Source organism: Pantoea sp. YU22 (assembly GCF_003970755.1).
Lineage (GTDB): Bacteria > Pseudomonadota > Gammaproteobacteria > Enterobacterales > Enterobacteriaceae > Pantoea > Pantoea piersonii.
In genome coordinates this window covers 145803-165551 of record NZ_RYDU01000007.1, presented here as the reverse complement: position 1 = coordinate 165551, position 19749 = coordinate 145803, and the positions used below count along the sequence as shown (strand labels likewise).

Here is a 19749-nt window from a genome sequence, read left to right as displayed (position 1 = left end):
CGCATAACAGTTTTGTTTTTTACCAGTCTACAACGTATGGCGGCAATCCGCTTTACTAAGCGCCATATACCTGTGGAGAAAGAAACTATGTCAGCCATTAACAGCATTGCGGCCAGCCCGACCGAAAGATTGCCCGGCCCGCTGGTCTTTACCCTCGCCGCAGGCGCAGGGCTGAGCGTCGCCTCGATTTACTACAGCCAGCCGATGCTGGATATCATCGGCAAACAGTTTAACGTCGGCGTCGGCGCGGTCGGTATGGTGCCGATGCTGACGCAGATGGGCTATGCGCTGGGCATTCTGCTGCTGGCGCCGCTGGGCGACCGTCACGATCGCCGCGTCATCATTCTGATAAAAGGTCTGCTGCTGGTGGCGGCGCTGTTGCTGTGCGGCTTTTCCGGCGGACTGAACGCCCTGCTGATCGCCAGCTTCGCCACCGGCCTGACGGCGACGGTCGCGCAGGATATCGTTCCGGCCTCCGCCGCGCTGGCGCCCGAGCGCAGCCGGGGCAAAACGGTCGGCACGGTGATGACCGGTCTGCTGGTCGGCATTCTGCTGTCGCGCGTGGTCAGCGGCGTGGTGGCGGAGTATTTCGGCTGGCGCGCCATGTACTGGCTCGCTGCGGCGCTGGTGCTCTTTATCAGCCTTGCGCTGTGGCGCGTGCTGCCGCGCTTTACGCCGGGCACTTCAGTGAGCTATCCGCGACTGCTGCTGTCGCTGGCGCATCTCTGGCAGCACCATCAGACGCTGCGCCGGGCGGCGCTGGCGCAGGGGCTGCTGTCGGTCGGCTTTAGCGCCTTCTGGTCGACGCTGGCGCTGATGCTCAGCGACCGCTTTCATCTCGACAGCGCGGTAGCGGGTGCTTTTGGCCTGGCGGGCGCGGCGGGCGCGATGGCCGCGCCGCTGGCGGGCAGCATTGCCGACCGTATCGGTCCGGCGCGCGTCACCCTTGTCGGCGCAGGACTGGTGACGATCTCCTTCGCGCTGATGTTCCTGCTGCCCGCGCTGCCGCTACCCGCCCAGCTGGCATTGATCGTGCTCAGCACTATCGGCTTCGACCTTGGGGTGCAGGCGACCCTGGTGGCGCATCAGACGCTGGTCTACAGCCTGGCGCCGGAAGCGCGCAGCCGCCTGAACGCGTTGCTGTTTACCGTGGTGTTTATCGGCATGGCGACCGGCGCCGCGCTGGGCAGCCTGGCGCTGGCGCGCTGGGGCTGGAACGGCGTTGTGACCCTTGCCACACTGGCCGGCGCCGCAAGCTTCGCGCTTCGCCTGGCGAGCCGCCATCTGAAGAACTGATCCCGCTTTCGCGCTCTTGTGCCAGGATTATACGTAATCTTCAGGGAAAACGGAGCGTTATGAACTTTCTCGCCTGGATGGCGGCGACCGGCTGCCTTCTGTTATTAATGTCGCTGGCTTCGGGGTGGATCCACCGCGGGCCAGTAACCTCGTTTGGGCTTTATCTGCTCGCCGGGATCCTCTGCGGACCCTGGGTATTCGACGTCGTACAGATTGATATTCTGAAACATTCGGAAGCGGCCGCGCATATTACCGAAATCACCATAGCAGCCTCGCTGTTTATTACCGGACTCAAGCTGCGCCTGCCGCTGCGCGCGCACAGCTGGCGGCTCGGGATGCGGCTCGCCTTTCCGGCGATGCTGCTGACGGTCGGCGGCATGACGCTGCTGGCGCACTGGCTGGTGGGCTTCGACTGGCCGCTGGCGCTGGCGTTCGGCGCTATCGTCGCGCCGACCGATCCGGTGCTGGCGAGCCTGATCTCCGTCAACGACGCGCGCGACGATGACGCGCTGCGCGTGGCGCTCTCCAGCGAAGCGGGCATGAACGACGGCTCGGCGCTGCCGCTGCTGATCCTGGCGCTGCTGCTGTTTAACGGCGAAAGCCTGACCTGGAGCAGCTTTGGACACTGGACCGCCGTCGAGGTGATCTGGGGCATCGGCGGCGGCCTGGGGCTGGGCTTTCTGTTCGGCCGTCTTGTTGGCGTGCTGGCGACGCGGCTGCGCAACGCGCACGGCGATGTGGCGCCCAGCGACTTTCTCGCGCTGGCGCTGATCGCGCTCAGCTATGCGGCGGCGGAAGCGCTGGGCGCGTCCGGCTTTCTGGCGACTTTCGCCGCAGGCGTCGGGCTGCGCCGCGCCGAGCTGCGCGTTTTTAAAAGTTTTCCCCCGGAAGAGCTGAGCGAAGAGCAGCGGGTGCTGCCCGCCGAGGCGCTGGTCAATCCCAACAACCGTCTGGAGCATGCGGGCGAAAACGGCAATATGGTGAAATCGGTCGGGCTGGTCGTCAGCGATGCGCTCTCTTTTGGTGATACGATTGAGCGTTTGCTGGCGGCGGCGATGATGGTGGTGCTGGGCGTGACGCTGGCCCACCACTGGAACCTCGACGGCGTTCTGTTGGGACTGGCATTATTTATCGTGGTGCGTCCGCTGGCGGTATGGCTGACGACGCTGCGCTGCGGCATTCCGGTGGTGCGACGCCTGCTGATAGGCTGGCTGGGCATTCGCGGTATCGGCAGTATTAACTACATCGCCTTCGCCTGGGTACACGGCATGGCGGGCCAGCAGGCGGAAACAATGGTTGATATGGCGCTGACACTGGTGGTGTGCAGCATCGTAATTCATGGCGTGACGGTGACGCCGCTGCTGAACTGGCGCTCGGCGCGCCTTTCCGCCCGGCAGAACGAAGAGTAGACCGTCACAGGTTAAAACAGGAGTGGATATGAAAAAGTCGTTATTGATTTTACTGGGGATGCTGACTTCATCGGCCGCGCTGGCCGCTGACGATGGCACCAACATCCCGCAGGAAAATGTTTATGCCAGCAAGCTGTGCCATATCGTCAGCGGGGAAACTCAGGTCGGCACCGCGGATTCCTACGTGCAGAAAATGAAAAGCTACACGGCGATGAGCAAGTCCCCCAGCGCAATGAATCAGCCGTCGTTCGACGAGGATATCGCGAACGAGGTGGCAAATGCCTGGCTGCAGCTGGGAGAAGAGGAGCGGGGGAAACTTCGCGCCGACGAACAGCAGTGCGAGCAGACGGTTATGACGCAGTTCCAGCAGGAAGATTAAGCCTTTTTTCTGCTCTGCATAAACGCGCCATCAGGGCGCGTTTTTTTGTGGCATTTTTCCCCAGATTGCGTACATAATCGCCAGCAATTGATACAGGTCACATAATAACAGCGCCGCCGCAGGCAGGCGCGTCTGAATCAGCGTACTGGCATTGACTCAACGGGCATCATGATCACGCGTCGACATTTTCTTTTGGGGTCCGGGGCCCTTCTCCTTTCTATGACCGCAGGCAAACTCTTTGCCCGCGATGAAGTCATTCCGCTGTGGCCGGACGAGCCGCCGGGCGGCGGCGGCCCGTCCGGGCCGCTGCGCGTGAACAAGCACGGCTCCTGGTCCAATATCGTCAGTCCGGCTATCCAGCGGTTTAAGCCGGAAAACCCCAACGGGGAAGCTGTGCTGATCGCGGCGGGCGGCGGCTATAAATTTATCGGCATGGGGCGCGAAGCCTGGCCGGTGGCGCGCTGGCTGAACAGCAACGGTTATACCGCCTATGTGCTGAGCTATCGGCTGCCGGAAGAGAAGTGGCAGGCGGGGCATCTTGCGCCGCTGCAGGACGCGCAGCGCGCCATTCGTCTGGTGCGTTCGTTTGAGCGCAAAGTGCATCTGCTGGGTTTTTCTGCCGGCGGGCACCTGCTCGGCATGGCGGCGGCGCGGCCAGATTTCCGCTCCTACGAGATTCAGGATGAGCTGGATAATGTGGTGCCGAAAGCCGACAGCGTCGGCTTGATCTATCCGGTAATTACTCTGGAAGCGCCCTATACCCATACCACCACGCACCGCATTCTGGTAGGCAACGACGCGACGCCGGCGGAAGAGGCGAACTGGTCGGTACAGAACTACGTAACCCGCAACTATCCGCCCACCTTTCTGGCGCAGGCGGAGGATGACCACATCTCTAACCCTCACAACACCGAGCTGATGCGCGATACCTGTCGGCGCAACCGTGTGCCGGTCGAGCTGATAGAGATCAGCCGCGGCGGCCACGGTTTCGGCCTCGGCACAGCCGGTACGCCTGCCGCTTTGTGGGATCAGGCCTACGCGCGCTGGCTCGATCGCCTCGGCTAATCAGGTCAGCACCCGACGGTTGTCGGGTTGCAGCGACGGCGGCAGCGGGAAGTCGTCGTTCATTTCCCGCAGGCTACGCTCAATGCCGATGCACAGCGCGTTGAGCGGCAAATCATTGGCCTCGACGCCGAAGGGATCTTCCAGTTCTTCCGACACTGACTCCAGCGCCAGAAAGGTGTAGGAGATAAACATCGAGACCAGCGGCGTCATGCCGTGCAGATCGCTCACCAGCGCAAACGGCAATAGCGTGCAAAACAGCGAGACCGTGCGGTGCAGGATCAGCGAGTAGGCAAAGGGGATCGGCGTTGAGGCGATGCGCTCACAGCCGCCCAGCACCAGCGACAGATGGTTAAGGTTCTCATCCATGCTCTGCCAGAGGATATCGGACACCTTGCCCTGCTGACGCTGTTCGCCCAGCCATTTGCCCATGCACAGCAGCGCACGGCTGGCGGGCATCGGGCTGTTGATCACTTCCTCGCGCCAGCGTAACGGCAGCAAACGCATCAAATCTTCATGCGGATCGCTGTTGCGTAGCTGATGCTTCATGCTGTAGCTGAACGCCATCTGCAGCGCCGCAAACTCATGCGCTTTCTCCGCGTCCAGCGGCACGCTCTTTACCTGACGCAGCAGCGAGCGATGGGTGATAAGCATGCTTCCCCAGAGCGTGCGCGCTTCGGTAAAACGCGCATAGCTGGCGTTGTTGCGAAAGCCGAGAAAGATCGCCAGCGCCACGCCGAGCAGGCTGAAGGGCGCGGTAGTAAGATGGACGCTGAGCGATTCGTACCATTGAAAGCAGACGATGGCGATAATCGACATCACCAGGTTTAACGACAGGCGGAAACCGATTTTCGGCAACACCGAACCGTGCCAGCCCAGCAGCCGACGGAACCAGTGCTGATAAGGACGAACAATCATATTGAATGCGATGCGAAGGTTATTTTTGTCTTTTAAGCCTACGCCGACAGAAGATTGAAGGCGAGTTTTCGCGTGCTTTTTCCGTTTCCATCTTAAAAATCTTATACATATCAGTCTTCTAAAATAAACTTCAACAACTTGTAAAATTCTTTCCGTTATCTCTTAACGGCCAGGCTACGTAAAGTTCATCTCAACGGAAACACAACATTCATCCCCTTGAGAGGAACACAATAATGTCTAAATTCGACCTGCTGGACCCGCAAAACTCAACGCTGATTTTCATCGACCACCAGCCGCAGATGTCTTTTGGCGTCGCAAATATCGATCGTCAGCAGCTTAAAAATAATACCGTTGCCCTGGCCAAGGCAGGAAAAATCTTTAACGTGCCGGTGATTTATACCTCGGTCGAAACCGAAAGCTTTAGCGGCTATATCTGGCCGGAACTGCTGGCGGTACATCCAGAGTCGAAGCCGATCGAACGTACCTCAATGAACTCATGGGAAGACGCGCAGTTTGTCGAAGCGGTTGAGAAAACCGGGCGCAAAAAGCTGATTATCTCCGCGCTCTGGACCGAGGTCTGTCTGACGTTTCCGGCGCTGATGGCAATGAAAGAGGGCTATGAGGTGTATGTGGTGACGGATACGTCCGGCGGCACCAGCGTGGACGCCCATGAGCGCTCGGTGCAGCGTATGGTGCAGGCTGGCGCCATTCCGGTCACCTGGCAGCAGGTACTGCTTGAGTACCAGCGCGACTGGTCACGCAAAGAGACCTACGACGCGGTGATGGATCTGGTGCGCGAACACAGCGGCGCGTACGGTATGGGCATGGATTACGCCTATACCATGGTGCACAAGGCGCCAGCGCGCCAGGCCTGAATGCCTCTCTCTTCTTGTCAGGCTAGTTAGTCAGGCAGCAGCGTAAAATTCATTTTCAACAGTGAAGGCCCAGTCTGGGCTTTCACTGTGCTGTTTCTGGTTTACAGGTGTAGATAGCGGGCGCTGGCGCGCTTAGCGGTATCGCGAATGACTGTTTTTTCAGACGCAGGAAAGATGAAGAGAGAACAGAAGGGGGTGCACTGATGACTATTGCAGAACAGCTAAAACAGGAAGGGCGTAAAGAAGGAAAGTTAGAGGGCAAGCCTGAAGCCAGACTCGAGGTTGCGCGCAGCCTGCTGAAAATGAATATGTCGCGCGAGGCGATTTTACAAGCCACCGGGCTGACAGAAGAGCAGCTGAGTCGCATTCAGGCAGATTGATGGACGCCTGAAACCCTGCCAACAAACAGACATAGCAAAAACCGGCTCGCTAAAAGTCAAAAGCCCGCCGAAAGCGGGCTTTGTGATGCGTGACTGGCCAGGCTATACGCCTCTGTTAGCGCATAGTGACAAACTCTTCTGCCGCGGTCGGGTGGATCGCCACCGTATTGTCGAAGTCTTTTTTGGTCGCGCCCATTTTCAGCGCTACCGCGAAGCCTTGCAGCATCTCATCCATACCTGAACCGATACCGTGAATGCCGACGATTTTCTCATCCGCACCGACGCATACCAGCTTCATGCGGCACGGCTGACGGTGCTGCGTGACGGCGGTATACATGGCGGTGAAAGAGGATTTATACACTTTTACCTGGTCATCGCCATACTGCTCGCGCGCCTGCGGCTCGGTAAGGCCGACGGTGCCGATTGGCGGGTGGCTGAATACCACGGTCGGAACGTTGCTGTAATCCAGATGCTCGTCCGGCTTGTTGTTAAACAGGCGCTCCGAGAGACGGCGCCCCGCCGCAACCGCAACCGGCGTCAGCTCTACTGCGCCGGTATTATCGCCCACCGCATAGATGCCGCTGATGTTGGTGTTCTGATACTTGTCGACGTTGATATAGCCTTTCTCGTTCAGCTCCACGCCGGTTACCGCCAGATTCAGGTTATCGGTCGCCGGTTCGCGGCCGATCGCCCATACCAGGCAGTCTACGGTCTGTTCGCGCCCGTCTTCCAGCTGCAGCGTCAGGCTGCCGTCGGCGTTCTTGATTACCGCTTTCGGCACCGCATGGGTGTGCAGCGTCGGGCCTTCGGCGTTCATGACTTCTACCAGCGTGTCGGTGATCAGCGGATCGAAGCTGCGCAGCGGCGCGTGCTTACGCACAAACAGATGCGTTTCTGAGCCCAGCGCGTTGACCACGCCCGCCAGCTCAACGGCGATATAGCCTGCGCCGATCACTGCGGTACGCTTCGGCAGCGCGTCCAGCTCAAAGAAACCGTCAGAGTCGATGCCGTACTCGGCACCCGGCACCGCCGGATGGCTCGGACGGCCGCCCGTGGCGATCAAAATATGATCGGCGGTAATGCGCTCGCCGTTGACTTCCACCGTATGGGCGTCAACAAAGCGGGCGAAGCCTTTGATTACGTCGACATTATTTTTACCCAGCACGTTGTCGTAGGAGGTGTGGATGCGGTCGATATAGGCGCTGCGGTTTTTCACCAGCGTCTTCCAGTCGAAATGGTTTACCGTCGTATCGAAGCCGTAATCCGGACCGTACAGGTGGATAGCCTCGGCGATCTGCGCCGCATGCCACATCACTTTCTTCGGAACACAACCCACATTTACGCAGGTGCCGCCCAGCTCTTTGGCTTCGATCAGCGCGCATTTCTGGCCATACATGGCTGCACGGTTAATCGAGGCGATACCGCCGCTGCCGCCGCCAATGGCGAGATAGTCATAATGTCGTGTCATGGTGTGTCCATCCGGTTGCAAGAGTTTGGTCGGGATTGTAACGCTGAGAGCCGAAACGGCGCAAAGATTGCGCCTATGATTGTAATAGGGTTGAATTCTCCCATTACTGACAGGGAAGCATAGCATGCAGCTTACATTTCTCGGCACGGGCGCCGGCGCGCCTGGCCTGCAACGCAACGTCACCTCCATCGCTTTTACCTGGTCGTCGCGCGGCGATACCTGGCTATTCGACTGCGGCGAAGGGACGCAGCTCCAGTACATGCGTTCGCCGCTTAAGCCGAGCCGCATGAACAAAATTTTCATCACGCATCTGCACGGCGATCATATTTTCGGCCTGCCTGGGTTGCTGACCAGCCGCTCTATGGGCGGCATCACCGAGCCGCTGACCATTTACGGGCCGGAAGGCATCAAACGCTTTGTCGAAACGGCGCTGTCGCTGAGCGGCTCCTACACCGACTATCCGCTGGAGATTATTGAGATTGAGGCGGGTCTGGTGCTTGACGACGGCGAGTTCCGCGTCAGCGCCTGGCCGCTGCTGCACCCAGTACCCTGTTTCGGCTACCGGATTGAACAGCACGATAAGCCGGGGTTTCTCGACGCGGCGCGTCTGAAAGAGGAGGGCGTGCCGCGCGGTCCCTGGTATCAGCAGCTAAAAGCGGGAGAGGCCGTGACGCTGGAGGATGGCCGGGTGATTAACGGCGCGGATTATCTTGGCCCGGCGACCCGAGGCAAAACCCTGGCGATTTTCGGCGATACCGCGCCGACGCCGATGGCGCTGCAGCTGGCGGCCGATGTCGATCTGATGGTGCATGAAACCACGCTGGAGGCGGCCTTGCAGGAGAAGGCCAACGGACGCGGCCACTCCACGACGCTGCAGGCGGCACAGGTGGCGAAAGAAGCGGGCGCAAAGCGCCTTATCGCCACGCATTTCAGTTCGCGCTATCTGCCGCGCGATATGCCGCGTTTGCTGGAGGAGTGCCGCTCGGTATTTCCGAATACCGAGCTGGCACAGGATCTGGCAGTGTTTACGCTGTAAAACCTGACGGGCTTATTCCGGTACGATCTGCGTCACGCTGGTGTGGCCGGTTCCGGCAGGCACCAGCTTCTGGTGCAGCCAGGGCAGCAGATCGTTCATCTGCTGCGCCAGCTTCCATGGCGGGTTGACGACAATCATGCCTGATGCGGTCATGCCACGCTGATCGCTGTCGGGACGGACCGCCAGCTCAATCTGCAGAATATTGCGGATGCCGGTCGCTTCGAGGTCGCGCAGCATATGCTTGATCTGCTGACGCAGCACCACCGGATACCAGAGCGCGAAAACGCCGGTAGCGAAGCGCTTATGGCCTTCATGGATCGCTTTCACCACCGCCTGATAGTCGCTTTTCAGCTCGTAAGGCGGATCGATCAGGATCAGGCCGCGACGGGTCGGCGGCGGCAGTTTCGCCTTCAGCTGCTGATAGCCGTCGGCGCGCTCTACGCGGGCGCGGCTGTCCTTCAGGAACTCACCGCGCAGCAGCGGGAAATCGCTGGGGTGCAGCTCAGTAAGCTGCAGTTTGTCCTCTGCACGCAGCAGATAGCGCGCGATAAGCGGCGAGCCGGGATAGTAGCGCAGCGTACCGCCGGGATTGAGATCGCGAATGGCGTTGAGGTAAGGCTTGAGCAGTTCCGGCGCGTCCGGCTGCTGCCAGATACGGGCGATGCCTTCCAGATATTCGCCGGTCCGTTCGGCGTGTTCGCCGCTCAGCAGATAGCGGCCTGCGCCGGCATGGCTGTCGAGGTAGAGGAACGGTTTTTCTTTCTCTTTCAGCGCGCTGATGATCAGGCTCTGTACGGTGTGTTTCAGCACGTCGGCATGGTTGCCGGCGTGAAAACTGTGGCGATAGCTCAGCATAACAGTGGGGATTCCGCGGTTGCGTAAAAAGGCGTACTGCAAGTAAGCGGGATTATACCTGCTGAAGGCGAAAAATGCTGGCCGATTCTCCGTCGCGAACCTTCCCGAGTCGATTCTTCGCCGCTCAGCCTGGGTGGCATTGATTTTCGCTACACTTAGCCGCATGTTAGTACGATTGCGTTGCGCGCCCCGCGCGCCCCATACATTGAACAAGGACTGCGCTATGACCAATCCATTACTCCAGCCTTTTACGCTGCCGCCTTTCTCCGCCATTCAGCCTGAACATGTGGTGCCCGCCGTGACCGAGGCGCTGAACGAGTGCCGCGCGGCGGTGGAAAAAGTTGTGGCTCAGGGCGCGCCTTATACCTGGGAAAACCTGGTGCAGCCGCTGGCGGAAGTCGACGATCGTCTCGGCCGTATCTTCTCGCCGGTAAGCCACCTCAACTCGGTGAAAAACAGCCCGGAGCTGCGTCAGGCCTATGAACAGACGCTGCCGCTGCTCTCGGAGTACAGCACCTGGGTCGGTCAGCATGAAGGGCTGTATCAGGCCTATCGCAACCTGAAAGAGGGCGAGAACTTCGTTACGCTCGACGTGGCGCAGCAGAAAGCGGTAGACAACGCGCTGCGCGATTTCGAGCTCTCCGGCATCGGCCTCGATAAAGAGAAGCAGCAGCGCTATGGCGAAATCGCCGCGCGCCTCTCCGAGCTGGGTTCGGCCTACAGCAACAACGTGCTGGACGCGACCATGGGCTGGAGCAAGCTGATCACCGACGAAAGCGAGCTCTCCGGTATGCCGGAAAGCGCGCTGGCAGCGGCGAAAGCGCAGGCCGAAGCCAAAGAGCAGGAAGGCTGGCTGCTGACGCTGGATATTCCAAGCTATCTGCCGGTTATGACCTACTGCGACAACGCCGCGCTGCGCGAAGAGATGTATCGCGCCTATTCGACCCGCGCTTCCGATCAGGGCCCGAACGCCGGTAAATGGGATAACGGTCCGATTATGGCGGAAGAGCTGGCGCTGCGTCATGAGCTGGCGCAGCTGCTGGGCTTCGACTCCTACGCCGATAAATCGCTGGCCACCAAAATGGCGGAAAACCCGGCGCAGGTGCTCGACTTCCTGAACGATCTGGCGAAACGCGCCCGTCCGCAGGCGGAAAAAGAGCTGGCACAGCTGCGCGCGTTCGCCGAGAAAGAGTACGGCGTCAGCGAGCTGAATCCGTGGGATCTCACCTACTACGGCGAAAAGCAGAAGCAGCATCTCTACACCATCAGCGATGAACAGCTGCGTCCTTACTTCCCGGAAGCGCGCGCCGTCAACGGTCTGTTTGAGGTGGTGAAGCGCATCTACGGCATCACGGCTAAAGAGCGTACCGATGTGGACGTTTACCATCCCGACGTGCGTTTCTTCGACCTGTTTGATGAGAGCGGCGAGCTGCGCGGCAGCTTCTACCTCGATCTCTACGCGCGTGAGCATAAGCGCGGTGGGGCCTGGATGGATGACTGCGTCGGCCAGATGCGTAAAGCAGACGGCACGCTGCAAAAGCCGGTCGCCTATCTGACCTGCAACTTTAACCGTCCGGTGAATGGCAAGCCCGCGCTGTTTACCCATGATGAAGTGACCACGCTGTTCCATGAGTTCGGCCACGGTCTGCATCATATGCTGACGCGCATCGAAACCCCCGGCGTTTCCGGCATCAGCGGTGTGCCGTGGGATGCGGTTGAGCTGCCGAGCCAGTTTATGGAGAACTGGTGCTGGGAGCCGGATGCGCTGGCCTTTATCTCCGGCCACTATGAAACCGGCGAACCGCTGCCGAAAGAGCTGCTCGACAAGATGCTGGCGGCGAAGAACTACCAGGCGGCGCTGTTTATCCTGCGCCAGCTGGAGTTCGGCCTGTTCGACTTCCGCCTGCACGCCGAGTTCGATCCGGCGAAAGGCGCGCAGATCCTTGAGACCCTGCGCGAAGTGAAAAAGCTGGTGGCCGTGGTGCCGAGCCCGGAATGGGGCCGTTTCCCGCACGCTTTCAGCCATATCTTCGCCGGCGGCTATGCGGCGGGCTACTACAGCTATCTGTGGGCGGATGTGCTGGCGGCGGACGCCTATTCGCGTTTCGAAGAAGAGGGCATTTTCAACCGCCAGACCGGCCAGTCCTTCCTCGACAACATCCTGACGCGCGGCGGTTCGGAAGAGCCGATGGAGCTGTTCAAGCGCTTCCGTGGTCGTGAGCCGCAGCTGGACGCGATGCTGGACCATTACGGCATCAAGGGATAACGGTTGCAGTGAAAATCTGTTTGATTGATGAATCGGGCGCCGGTGACGGCGCCTTGTCGCATCTGGCGCAGCGCTGGCAGCTTGAACATGACGAAGCCTGCGTGCTGGCGCTGGTGCAGACGCCGACCCACCTTGAGCTGCGCAAGCGCGACGAGCCGAAGCTGGGCGGCATCTTTGTCGACTTCGTCTCCGGCGCGATGGCGCACCGTCGTCGCTTCGGTGGCGGGCGCGGCGAAGCGGTGGCGAAAGCGGCTGGTGTTAAAGGTGATTATCTGCCGGACGTGGTAGACGCGACCGCCGGGTTAGGGCGCGACGCCTTTGTGCTGGCGGCTATCGGCTGCCGCGTGCGCATGCTGGAGCGCCATCCGGTGGTGGCGGCACTGCTGGAGGATGGGCTGCAGCGCGGCTACCAGGACGAAGAGATTGGCGGCTGGCTGCGCGACAGGCTGACGCTGATCCATGCGCCGAGCGCGCAGGCGCTTGGTGATATTACGCCTGCGCCGGACGTGGTTTATCTCGACCCGATGTATCCGCACCGGCAGAAGAGCGCGATGGTGAAAAAAGAGATGCGGGTGTTTCAGTCGCTGGTAGGGGCGGATGAAGACGCCGACGCGCTGCTGGAGCCCGCGCGTCGTCTGGCGAAGAAGCGTATTGTGGTGAAGCGTCCTGATTATGCGCCGCCGCTGGCAGGCGTCGCGACGCAGTCGGCGGTAGTGACCAAAAGCCATCGCTTCGATATCTATCCGCCGCTCGGCCAGTAGGGCAGCAAGCCGGAAAGTAAAGCCGTCTGTTACCTGAGTCAGCAGAGTGACGAGGGAAGTTAATTTACCTGTAATGGCGTTCAGGCCAGAGGCAGGGTAAAACAGGTCAGGCTGAAAAAAGCCGGTTCTCGCCGGCTTTTTTCTGCTGTTATTCGTCGTCCGCGTCGCGCAACGGAACAATCAGCATATCGATATGCACGGTGTTGATCAGCTGGCGCGCCGACGACATCAGCTTGCTCCAGAAGTCCTGATGATGGCCGCACACTACCAAATCCACATCATATTTTTTAATCGCATCGACCAGCACCTGGCCGAGATCGCCGCTGCCGCTCAGGGTTTCGCTAATAGGATAACCTGCCGCATCCGACAGCCCGCGCAGCGCAGTGTGCGTCTCTTCCGAGATGCGCTTCTGCATATCGCCCAGATTAACGTCAATCAGGCCGGTATAGAGATCGGAATAGTTCACGTCGACGTGAATCAGCGAAATTTTGGCGTCGTAGGGACGCGCCAGCGAAACGGCTTTATCCACCAGTAGCTGGCTTTCGGGAGAAAGGTCTACCGCAATCAGGATATGTTTATAAGCCATGATATAACTCCTTTCACAAGATTCAGGATGGCGACCTGTCTTCCTCTCGCGTCATTGCCTGCGCAATCCTTTACGCGAACGGGCGATGCCTGTCACCAGATGTGTGCTGTCGGTGCTCCCGACAGATAGTTATTATGCCTTTAGTATAGCGGCGACGGATAACAAATGCTCCCGTACGCGCTTCGGTTGTGAATGAGATCAAGGCTTATCGCGTTTTTCGCTCGCGGCGAACGAAAATCATCGCTGGAAAAGAGTTAAAAATTTCTCCTACACTACAAATTAACGGTGGTACTCGTCTGGTGCCGACCGCGTATGTTTGCCAAAAAAAACAGATCTGTTCAGGTCACTCAGTGGTCGGCTTTTTCCCGTAGAGCATAAGGCGCAGCCGCGCTTAACCTGTCTCTGCGGCTCCAGTCGGGAGGGGAATATGATCAGCACTATCGCGCTTTTCTGGGCTCTTTGTGTGGTATGTATTGTGAATATGGCGCGCTACTTTTCGTCTTTGCGCGCGCTGCTGGCGGTGCTGCGAGGCTGTGATCCCTTACTCTATCAGTACGTCGACGGGGCCGGTTTCTTTACGTCGCACGGCCAGCCGAGCAAACAGGTGCGGCTGGTGCGTTATATCTGGGCAAAACGCTATCTCGACCATCACGACGAAGAGTTTATTCGTCGCTGCGAGCGGGTGCGCGGTCAGTTTATCTTAACCAGCGCCTTATGCGGCTTAGTGATCCTCAGCCTGATTTGCCTGGCGATCTGGCATTAGAAATAAAAAAGGGCGACTTGCGTCGCCCTTGATACTGAAGCCTGTTACACCAGCTTCAGCGCCAGCCAGTAAAGGCATCCCGACAGCAGAATACACACCGGCAGCGTAAAGACCCACGCCATGGCGATATTCTTGATGGTGCGGCTCTGCAGTCCGCCGCCGTCCACCAGCATGGTGCCCGCGACCGACGACGACAGGATATGCGTGGTGGAAACCGGCATACCCGTGTAGCTGGCGATACCAATCGAGACCGCTGCGGTAACCTGCGCCGACATGCCCTGCGCGTAGGTCATGCCTTTTTTACCAATCTTTTCGCCAATGGTGGTGGCGACGCGACGCCAGCCGATCATGGTGCCGATGCCGAGCGCCAGCGCGACCGCCATAATAATCCACACCGGCGCGTACTCGATGGTGCCCAGCAGATCGGTTTTCAGCTTGCCGAGGAAGCGTTGATCGTCGGCGCTGGTTTCCGGCAGCTTGGCCGCTTTATCGGCGGTATCGGCGATGCACAGCAGCAGGCGACGCATCTGGCTGCGCTGCTCGACGGTAAGCTGCTCATAGCTCTGCAGATTGTTATTCAGCAGGTTCTGCGCATGCTGAACCGCCTGCAGCGCACGGGCGCTGTCGCAGTGGAACTGCTGCGGGCCGGACGGCGTCTCTTCTGGCGTCGGCAGGGCAGGCGGCGCCATCTGAATGATGTGCGTCAGCGCCTCGCTGTGCTGCTGATAATACTGCTCAAGGTGATTGACCGCGTCGCGCGTACGCGTGATGTCGTAACCGCTGGCGTTCATATTGACCACGAAACCAGCGGGTGCGACGCCAATCAGCACCAGCATAATCAGGCCGATGCCTTTCTGGCCGTCGTTAGCGCCGTGCGAGTAGCTGACGCCGATCGCCGAGACGATCAGAGCGATACGCGTCCAGAAAGGCGGTTTTTTCTTACCGTCGATCTTCTCGCGGTCAGCGGGGGTCATATGGATGCGCGCGCGCTTTTTAGTGCTGCTCCAGTAGCGACGCAGCAGGAAAATCAGGCTGCCTGCGATGATCAGACCAACAATCGGCGACAGAATCAGCGACAGGAAGATATTGATTACTTTGGGGATATTCAGCGCATCGATCACCGAGGTGCCGGTCATCAGCGCGTTGGTGAGACCGATGCCGATAATCGCGCCAATCAGCGTATGCGAACTGGAGGCCGGCAGACCGAGATACCAGGTGCCAAGGTTCCAGATAATCGCGGCCAGCAGCATGGAAAAGACCATCGCCAGGCCATGCGCAGAGCCAACATTCAATAACAGATCGGTAGGAAGCATATGCACGATAGCGTAAGCGACGCTTAAGCCACCAAGCAGGACGCCAAGGAAGTTAAATACGCCCGCCATCACCACAGCAAGCTGTGCGCGCATCGCGCGGGTATAAATAACCGTCGCCACTGCGTTGGCCGTGTCGTGAAAGCCATTGATTGCTTCATAAAACAATACAAACAGCAGGGCAAGAACCAATAACAGGCCGGTACTGAGGTCAAGACCAGCGAACAAATGTAGCATAAACATTACGCCATTTTTGAGGACATGAGCGCGGCGCATTATCTGCGACAATGCACGGTATGGGAAAGCAAAATATAGCCTTGTTTTGACTTAGGAATGTCTTAAATCACCTGGTTTCGCCTAAAAGTGTCTTAAAATTAGGCATTTACAATATGACATAATTACGACAACTTTTTGACGCTGGCGTCATGCAGAGCAGACCTCTACAATCAGCGCCTCTTAAGACAGGCAGGGCGAACGCAGTGGAAAAGTTTGACGTTATTATTATCGGCGCCGGTGCGGCGGGACTGTTTTGCGCGGCGCAGGCCGGGCAGCGAGGCCGACGCGTGCTGTTGCTGGATAACGGCAAAAAGCCCGGGCGCAAGATTCTGATGTCAGGCGGTGGTCGCTGCAACTTCACCAATATGTACACCGATCCCGCCGCCTATCTCTCGCACAATCCCCACTTCTGCAAATCGGCGCTGGCGCGCTATACCCAGTGGGATTTTATCGATCTGGTTAACCGCCACCATATTGCGTATCACGAAAAGACGCTGGGCCAGCTCTTTTGCGACGACTCGGCGGCGCAGATTGTCGATATGCTGATGGCGGAGTGCGAAAAAGGTCAGGTCACACTGCGCCTGCGCAGCGAGGTGCTGAGCGTCGCGCGTGAAGAGGCGGGCTATACGCTACAGCTTAACGGCGCGACGGTTCAGGCGGAGAAGCTGGTGATCGCCAGCGGCGGTTTATCTATGCCGGGTCTCGGCGCATCGCCTTTCGGCTATAAGATTGCCGAACAGTTCGGCCTGAAAGTCTACCCGACACGCGCCGCGCTGGTGCCGTTTACCCTGCATAAGCCGCTGCTTGAGCGGCTACAGACCCTTTCCGGCGTCGCGCTCGATACCACAATCGAAGCGCAGGACGGCACGCTCTTTAAAGAGGCGATGCTGTTTACCCATCGCGGTCTTTCCGGCCCGGCGGTCCTGCAAATTTCCAGCTACTGGCAGCCGGGCGAGCACATTACCGTTAACCTGTCGCCCGCCACCTCGCTCGATGACTTCATCAACGCGCAGCGCGAGGCGCATCCGAACCTGAGCCTGAAAAACAGCCTGGCGAAGCTGTTGCCGAAACGTCTGGTAGAGGTGCTGCAGGAGATGAAGCTGGTGCCGGACGTGACGCTGAAGCAGCTCAACAGCAAACAACAGGCTGAACTGGCGCAGACGTTACATCAGTGGCGCGTGCAGCCGAACGGCACCGAAGGCTACCGCACCGCGGAGGTGACGCTGGGCGGCGTCGATACCACGCAGCTCTCGTCGAAGACCATGGAGGCGCGGGATGTGCCGGGGCTCTATTTTATCGGCGAAGTGGTGGACGTCACCGGCTGGCTGGGCGGCTATAACTTTCAGTGGGCGTGGAGCTCAGCCTGGGCGTGCGCGCAGGCGCTGTAATGGCTTTATTCGGCGTCATTTCTCCCTTTCTGGCTCTGCCGCAGCCGGTGTGGCGCCGCGCTGAAAACGCCAGCCAGCGATAAATCCTCTCGCCGCCATAGCGCGGCTTCTCCTTGTTCCGCTGACCAGCCGCTTCGCTAATCCTCTTAGCCGCACTACTTTTAGACTAATCCGCCTGGCGCGTTTGCCGCCTGGATTTCATACTTCTGATTTACCACAAAGGAGATCCGCCCCCAATGCTCACCTTTATGCGTTCCCTGTTTTCCAGCCCCGAAAGCTTTATCAGAGGCATGTCGCGTCAGGATTTAAATGATTCCATCGCCGATGGCGAGCGCATCATTATCGACGAAGACGGCAACGCTTCGGTAAACGTGCTGAGTGAGGAAGTGCATGAGGATTTCGCCCGCCACATCGAAACGCTAAAAGGAGTTTAAGATGGGTACGGCGATATTCATGGTGCTGATGGTATGCGGCTACTGGTACACCAGCCGCGATCTCTCCAGCCGTTTTAAAATCCGTCGCAGCTTCGGCTGGGATGTCTATTTTCTGGTGGCGCTCTACGGCTGCATCTTCGTCCTGCAGGGGATGCTGGCGACGGCCATTATCTGGCTGCTGCTGCTGATTATCTCCAGTACTGCCAACGCATTGCATCTGGTGCCCGGCGAACATCTGCGCTGGCAGATGGAGTTTATGAACTGGAGCTTTCTCGGCATTCAGGCCCCGGTCGTAGTGATGCTCGCTTTTGCAGTACTGTTCTGTATGTATCGGTCAAACTGGTCAGCGAGCGCGCGCCTTAACAGCAGCGGTCGTAAAGATCTCTATCAGCAGCTCTCAAAATCCAATGGCGTCGAACAGCTGCTCTACCAGTGCATGCAGGAGGGGGAGCTGGCGTGGATCACCCTGAAGTCGCGCCGCATCTATATCGGTATGGTGCATGCCGCCACCTTTGAGTATGAAAATACCGCGAATATCGTGATCATTCCCATGCTCAGCGGCTACCGCGACAGTAAAACGCTCAGCATGTCGATAGAGCATAACTACAGCCGCTGGTATGCCGAACACGGCATCACGCTGACCTCCGAGCCCAAAAACGCCATGGCGTTTCGTAAAGTGCTGATGGTGGATCAGATTGAGAGCCTGTCGCTGTTCGATCCGGCCAGCGCCAGTTCGCTGGCCATGACTCACCACGACGGCATGCCGATGGAAGTACACGGCTCCTTTACTCCACATTCTCCGCCGTAAACAGCCGTAAGGCGACTTTGCCGTCCTGATAGGTATCGGGCTGGTAGCCGCTCTCCAGGTGACGCAGCAGCAGTTCAATAGCCAGACGCGCGTGCTGCTGCGCATTCTGATCCAGTGCAAAGGCCAGCTCGTCATTGCGCAGCAGCTGCCGCGTAACGGAATAAAGCTCATGGGTAATATAGCCGCAGCGACCCAGAAGGTGATGAGCGCGCAGCGTTTCGCTTATGTCGCTGTTGCCCATGCCAGTATTATAGAGACCCGCAACGTGCTGCGACTGCGCCAGGCTGCTCTCCAGCAGCGTGCGGATCGTGTCGCGCTGATCGAGTCCAAACAGCACTTCGCGCAGGTGGCGCTGCGGTGCGCGCTGCATCATGACCTCGCGAAAGCCTGCGATACGCTGACGATGCGCCCAGTAATCGAAGCGACCACTCACCATAACGATATCGCCCGGCTGATGCACTACCTTGCTCATCAACAAACCGGCGGTGCGGCCTGCCTGATACTGATCGATGCCGACATGGCAAAGGCGATCCGCATCCGGCAGGTCGGTGACGATGGTGATAACCGGCACGCCGCGTTTGCAACAGAGCGCCAGCGCGCGATAGATGGGCGGATAGTCGTGGCCGAAAACGATGATGCCGTCGCGCGTGGCGCTGCGTGCGATAATACTTTGCGCCAGCTTTTCCGGCTGCGACTCCGCAGCCAGCGTTTTATGCAGCGTAATGCGCCGATAGCCCAGCTCGCCCGCTACTTCGCTAAAGTAGCGCACCAGTTGCTGAAAAAACGAGGAGCCGTTATTGCTGAGAAACACTTCTATCTGCCAGGGATGGCGATACTCTTCCGGCAGCAGCCGCTTCAGGCCGAGTTCGCGCGCGGCTTTTAATACTTTGCGCGTCGTCTCCGGCGAGACGCCGCCGCGTTCGTTTAATACCCGATCGACAGTTGCGATACCGACGCCCGCTATTTTTGCCACCATCTCAAGGGTGAGCTTTTTCATTCTTGCTCCACACATGACTCTTTTTGTCATGCTGTTACTATTACTCGCCTGCTGGCGTGCTGCCTGCAAATGAATAATAAATTCCTGAACTATCTGGCGCTATTCTATTCAGCGCGCTGAACCTTACGCCAGCCTATTTTGATGACATTTCATGTCGCTGAAAAAATGTGCGCCTGAAGCAGTCAAAAAACAGGCAAGAAAGCGTGGATTAATAACTTATCGAAACTTTCTGCTGTCTTAAAAATGAGGGTTAGTGAATAACACTGTAAACCTTGATGTGATTAACTTGCTGAATTATAAAATATATTAAGTTTATTGATGGCTTTTCATCAACGCTTCGCTTTCCGGAAACAGGTTAAAAATTTATTATTATTTTGTTGTTAATAAACGGATTGTAATTTCAGGATATCAGCAACTCACCTCTGAACAGCACGATTTCTTCGTCGGTTAACGTAAGCGTTTAACGTGAAGTTTAATAAAAA

At 58.4% G+C, this 19749-nt stretch carries 19 protein-coding genes; 13 read left to right on the top strand and 6 right to left on the bottom strand.

What is annotated here, in order from left to right:
* Positions 1-87: 87 nt before the first annotated feature.
* The 4 genes from EKL29_RS12525 to EKL29_RS12510 all read left to right on the top strand — a co-directional run bounded on the left by EKL29_RS12525 (position 88) and on the right by EKL29_RS12510 (position 4149).
* Complete coding sequence (locus EKL29_RS12525) at positions 88-1296, top strand: MFS transporter (RefSeq protein ID WP_120457104.1); 1209 nt, start codon at positions 88-90, stop codon at positions 1294-1296.
* 59 nt (positions 1297-1355) lie between these two features.
* Positions 1356-2705, top strand: a complete 1350-nt coding sequence (locus EKL29_RS12520) for a sodium:proton antiporter (protein WP_126689841.1) — start codon at positions 1356-1358, stop codon at positions 2703-2705.
* A gap of 28 nt (positions 2706-2733) precedes the next feature.
* Positions 2734-3084 (top strand): hypothetical protein, encoded by a 351-nt coding sequence (locus tag EKL29_RS12515; RefSeq protein WP_120457108.1) that lies wholly within the window; start codon positions 2734-2736, stop codon positions 3082-3084.
* A gap of 168 nt (positions 3085-3252) precedes the next feature.
* On the top strand, positions 3253-4149 hold the full coding sequence (locus EKL29_RS12510) for an alpha/beta hydrolase (protein ID WP_126689840.1): 897 nt from the start codon (positions 3253-3255) through the stop codon (positions 4147-4149).
* Here EKL29_RS12510 and EKL29_RS12505 read toward each other — a convergent pair whose 3' ends face one another.
* Positions 4150-5064, bottom strand: coding sequence for a bestrophin family protein (locus EKL29_RS12505; protein ID WP_120457110.1), 915 nt, complete (start codon positions 5062-5064; stop codon positions 4150-4152).
* Between the two features lie 233 nt (positions 5065-5297).
* On the opposite strand from EKL29_RS12505, the gene EKL29_RS12500 reads away from it, so the two are divergent.
* Both EKL29_RS12500 and EKL29_RS23110 read left to right on the top strand, forming a co-directional pair.
* Positions 5298-5939: a hydrolase gene (locus EKL29_RS12500; RefSeq protein ID WP_126689839.1), complete on the top strand. Its 642-nt coding sequence runs from the start codon at positions 5298-5300 to the stop codon at positions 5937-5939.
* A 203-nt stretch (positions 5940-6142) separates the two neighbouring features.
* Positions 6143-6319, top strand: coding sequence for a hypothetical protein (locus EKL29_RS23110; RefSeq protein WP_158618933.1), 177 nt, complete (start codon positions 6143-6145; stop codon positions 6317-6319).
* 115 nt (positions 6320-6434) lie between these two features.
* On the opposite strand, the gene gorA is transcribed toward EKL29_RS23110, so the two are convergent.
* Positions 6435-7787: a glutathione-disulfide reductase gene (gene gorA / locus EKL29_RS12495; RefSeq protein WP_120457114.1), complete on the bottom strand. Its 1353-nt coding sequence runs from the start codon at positions 7785-7787 to the stop codon at positions 6435-6437.
* Positions 7788-7911: 124 nt separating this feature from the next.
* Between gorA and rnz the strand changes: the two genes are divergently transcribed.
* The gene (gene rnz / locus EKL29_RS12490; protein ID WP_120457116.1) at positions 7912-8823 is read left to right on the top strand and encodes a ribonuclease Z; all 912 of its coding nucleotides are present in this window, start codon (positions 7912-7914) and stop codon (positions 8821-8823) included.
* Positions 8824-8835: 12 nt separating this feature from the next.
* Here rnz and EKL29_RS12485 read toward each other — a convergent pair whose 3' ends face one another.
* Positions 8836-9678, bottom strand: coding sequence for a 23S rRNA (adenine(2030)-N(6))-methyltransferase RlmJ (locus tag EKL29_RS12485; protein WP_126689838.1), 843 nt, complete (start codon positions 9676-9678; stop codon positions 8836-8838).
* A gap of 223 nt (positions 9679-9901) precedes the next feature.
* Between EKL29_RS12485 and prlC the strand changes: the two genes are divergently transcribed.
* Both prlC and rsmJ read left to right on the top strand, forming a co-directional pair.
* Entirely contained in the window at positions 9902-11944 is a 2043-nt protein-coding gene (gene prlC / locus EKL29_RS12480) for an oligopeptidase A (RefSeq protein WP_126689837.1), read from the top strand.
* An 8-nt stretch (positions 11945-11952) separates the two neighbouring features.
* Positions 11953-12705: a 16S rRNA (guanine(1516)-N(2))-methyltransferase RsmJ gene (gene rsmJ, locus EKL29_RS12475; protein ID WP_120457122.1), complete on the top strand. Its 753-nt coding sequence runs from the start codon at positions 11953-11955 to the stop codon at positions 12703-12705.
* Positions 12706-12853: 148 nt separating this feature from the next.
* Here the strand turns inward: rsmJ and uspA are convergent, their stop codons facing one another.
* Positions 12854-13291 (bottom strand): universal stress protein UspA, encoded by a 438-nt coding sequence (gene uspA, locus EKL29_RS12470; protein ID WP_081136391.1) that lies wholly within the window; start codon positions 13289-13291, stop codon positions 12854-12856.
* Positions 13292-13718: 427 nt separating this feature from the next.
* Between uspA and uspB the strand changes: the two genes are divergently transcribed.
* Positions 13719-14054: a universal stress protein UspB gene (gene uspB / locus EKL29_RS12465; RefSeq protein ID WP_033753315.1), complete on the top strand. Its 336-nt coding sequence runs from the start codon at positions 13719-13721 to the stop codon at positions 14052-14054.
* A 44-nt stretch (positions 14055-14098) separates the two neighbouring features.
* Here the strand turns inward: uspB and pitA are convergent, their stop codons facing one another.
* Positions 14099-15601 carry an inorganic phosphate transporter PitA gene (pitA, locus tag EKL29_RS12460; protein WP_120457377.1) on the bottom strand — a complete coding sequence of 501 codons (1503 nt, stop codon included), beginning with the start codon at positions 15599-15601 and terminating at the stop codon, positions 14099-14101.
* 242 nt (positions 15602-15843) lie between these two features.
* On the opposite strand from pitA, the gene EKL29_RS12455 reads away from it, so the two are divergent.
* The 3 genes from EKL29_RS12455 to EKL29_RS12445 all read left to right on the top strand — a co-directional run bounded on the left by EKL29_RS12455 (position 15844) and on the right by EKL29_RS12445 (position 18270).
* A complete protein-coding gene (locus EKL29_RS12455) occupies positions 15844-17028 on the top strand; it encodes an NAD(P)/FAD-dependent oxidoreductase (RefSeq protein ID WP_120457124.1) in 1185 nt (394 codons plus the stop codon).
* A gap of 236 nt (positions 17029-17264) precedes the next feature.
* The gene (locus EKL29_RS12450; RefSeq protein ID WP_120457126.1) at positions 17265-17462 is read left to right on the top strand and encodes a hypothetical protein; all 198 of its coding nucleotides are present in this window, start codon (positions 17265-17267) and stop codon (positions 17460-17462) included.
* A gap of 1 nt (position 17463) precedes the next feature.
* Positions 17464-18270, top strand: coding sequence for a hypothetical protein (locus EKL29_RS12445; RefSeq protein WP_311779016.1), 807 nt, complete (start codon positions 17464-17466; stop codon positions 18268-18270).
* Here EKL29_RS12445 and EKL29_RS12440 read toward each other — a convergent pair.
* Entirely contained in the window at positions 18248-19267 is a 1020-nt protein-coding gene (locus EKL29_RS12440) for a LacI family DNA-binding transcriptional regulator (protein ID WP_126689836.1), read from the bottom strand. The genes EKL29_RS12445 and EKL29_RS12440 overlap by 23 nt on opposite strands.
* Positions 19268-19749 lie beyond the last annotated feature (482 nt).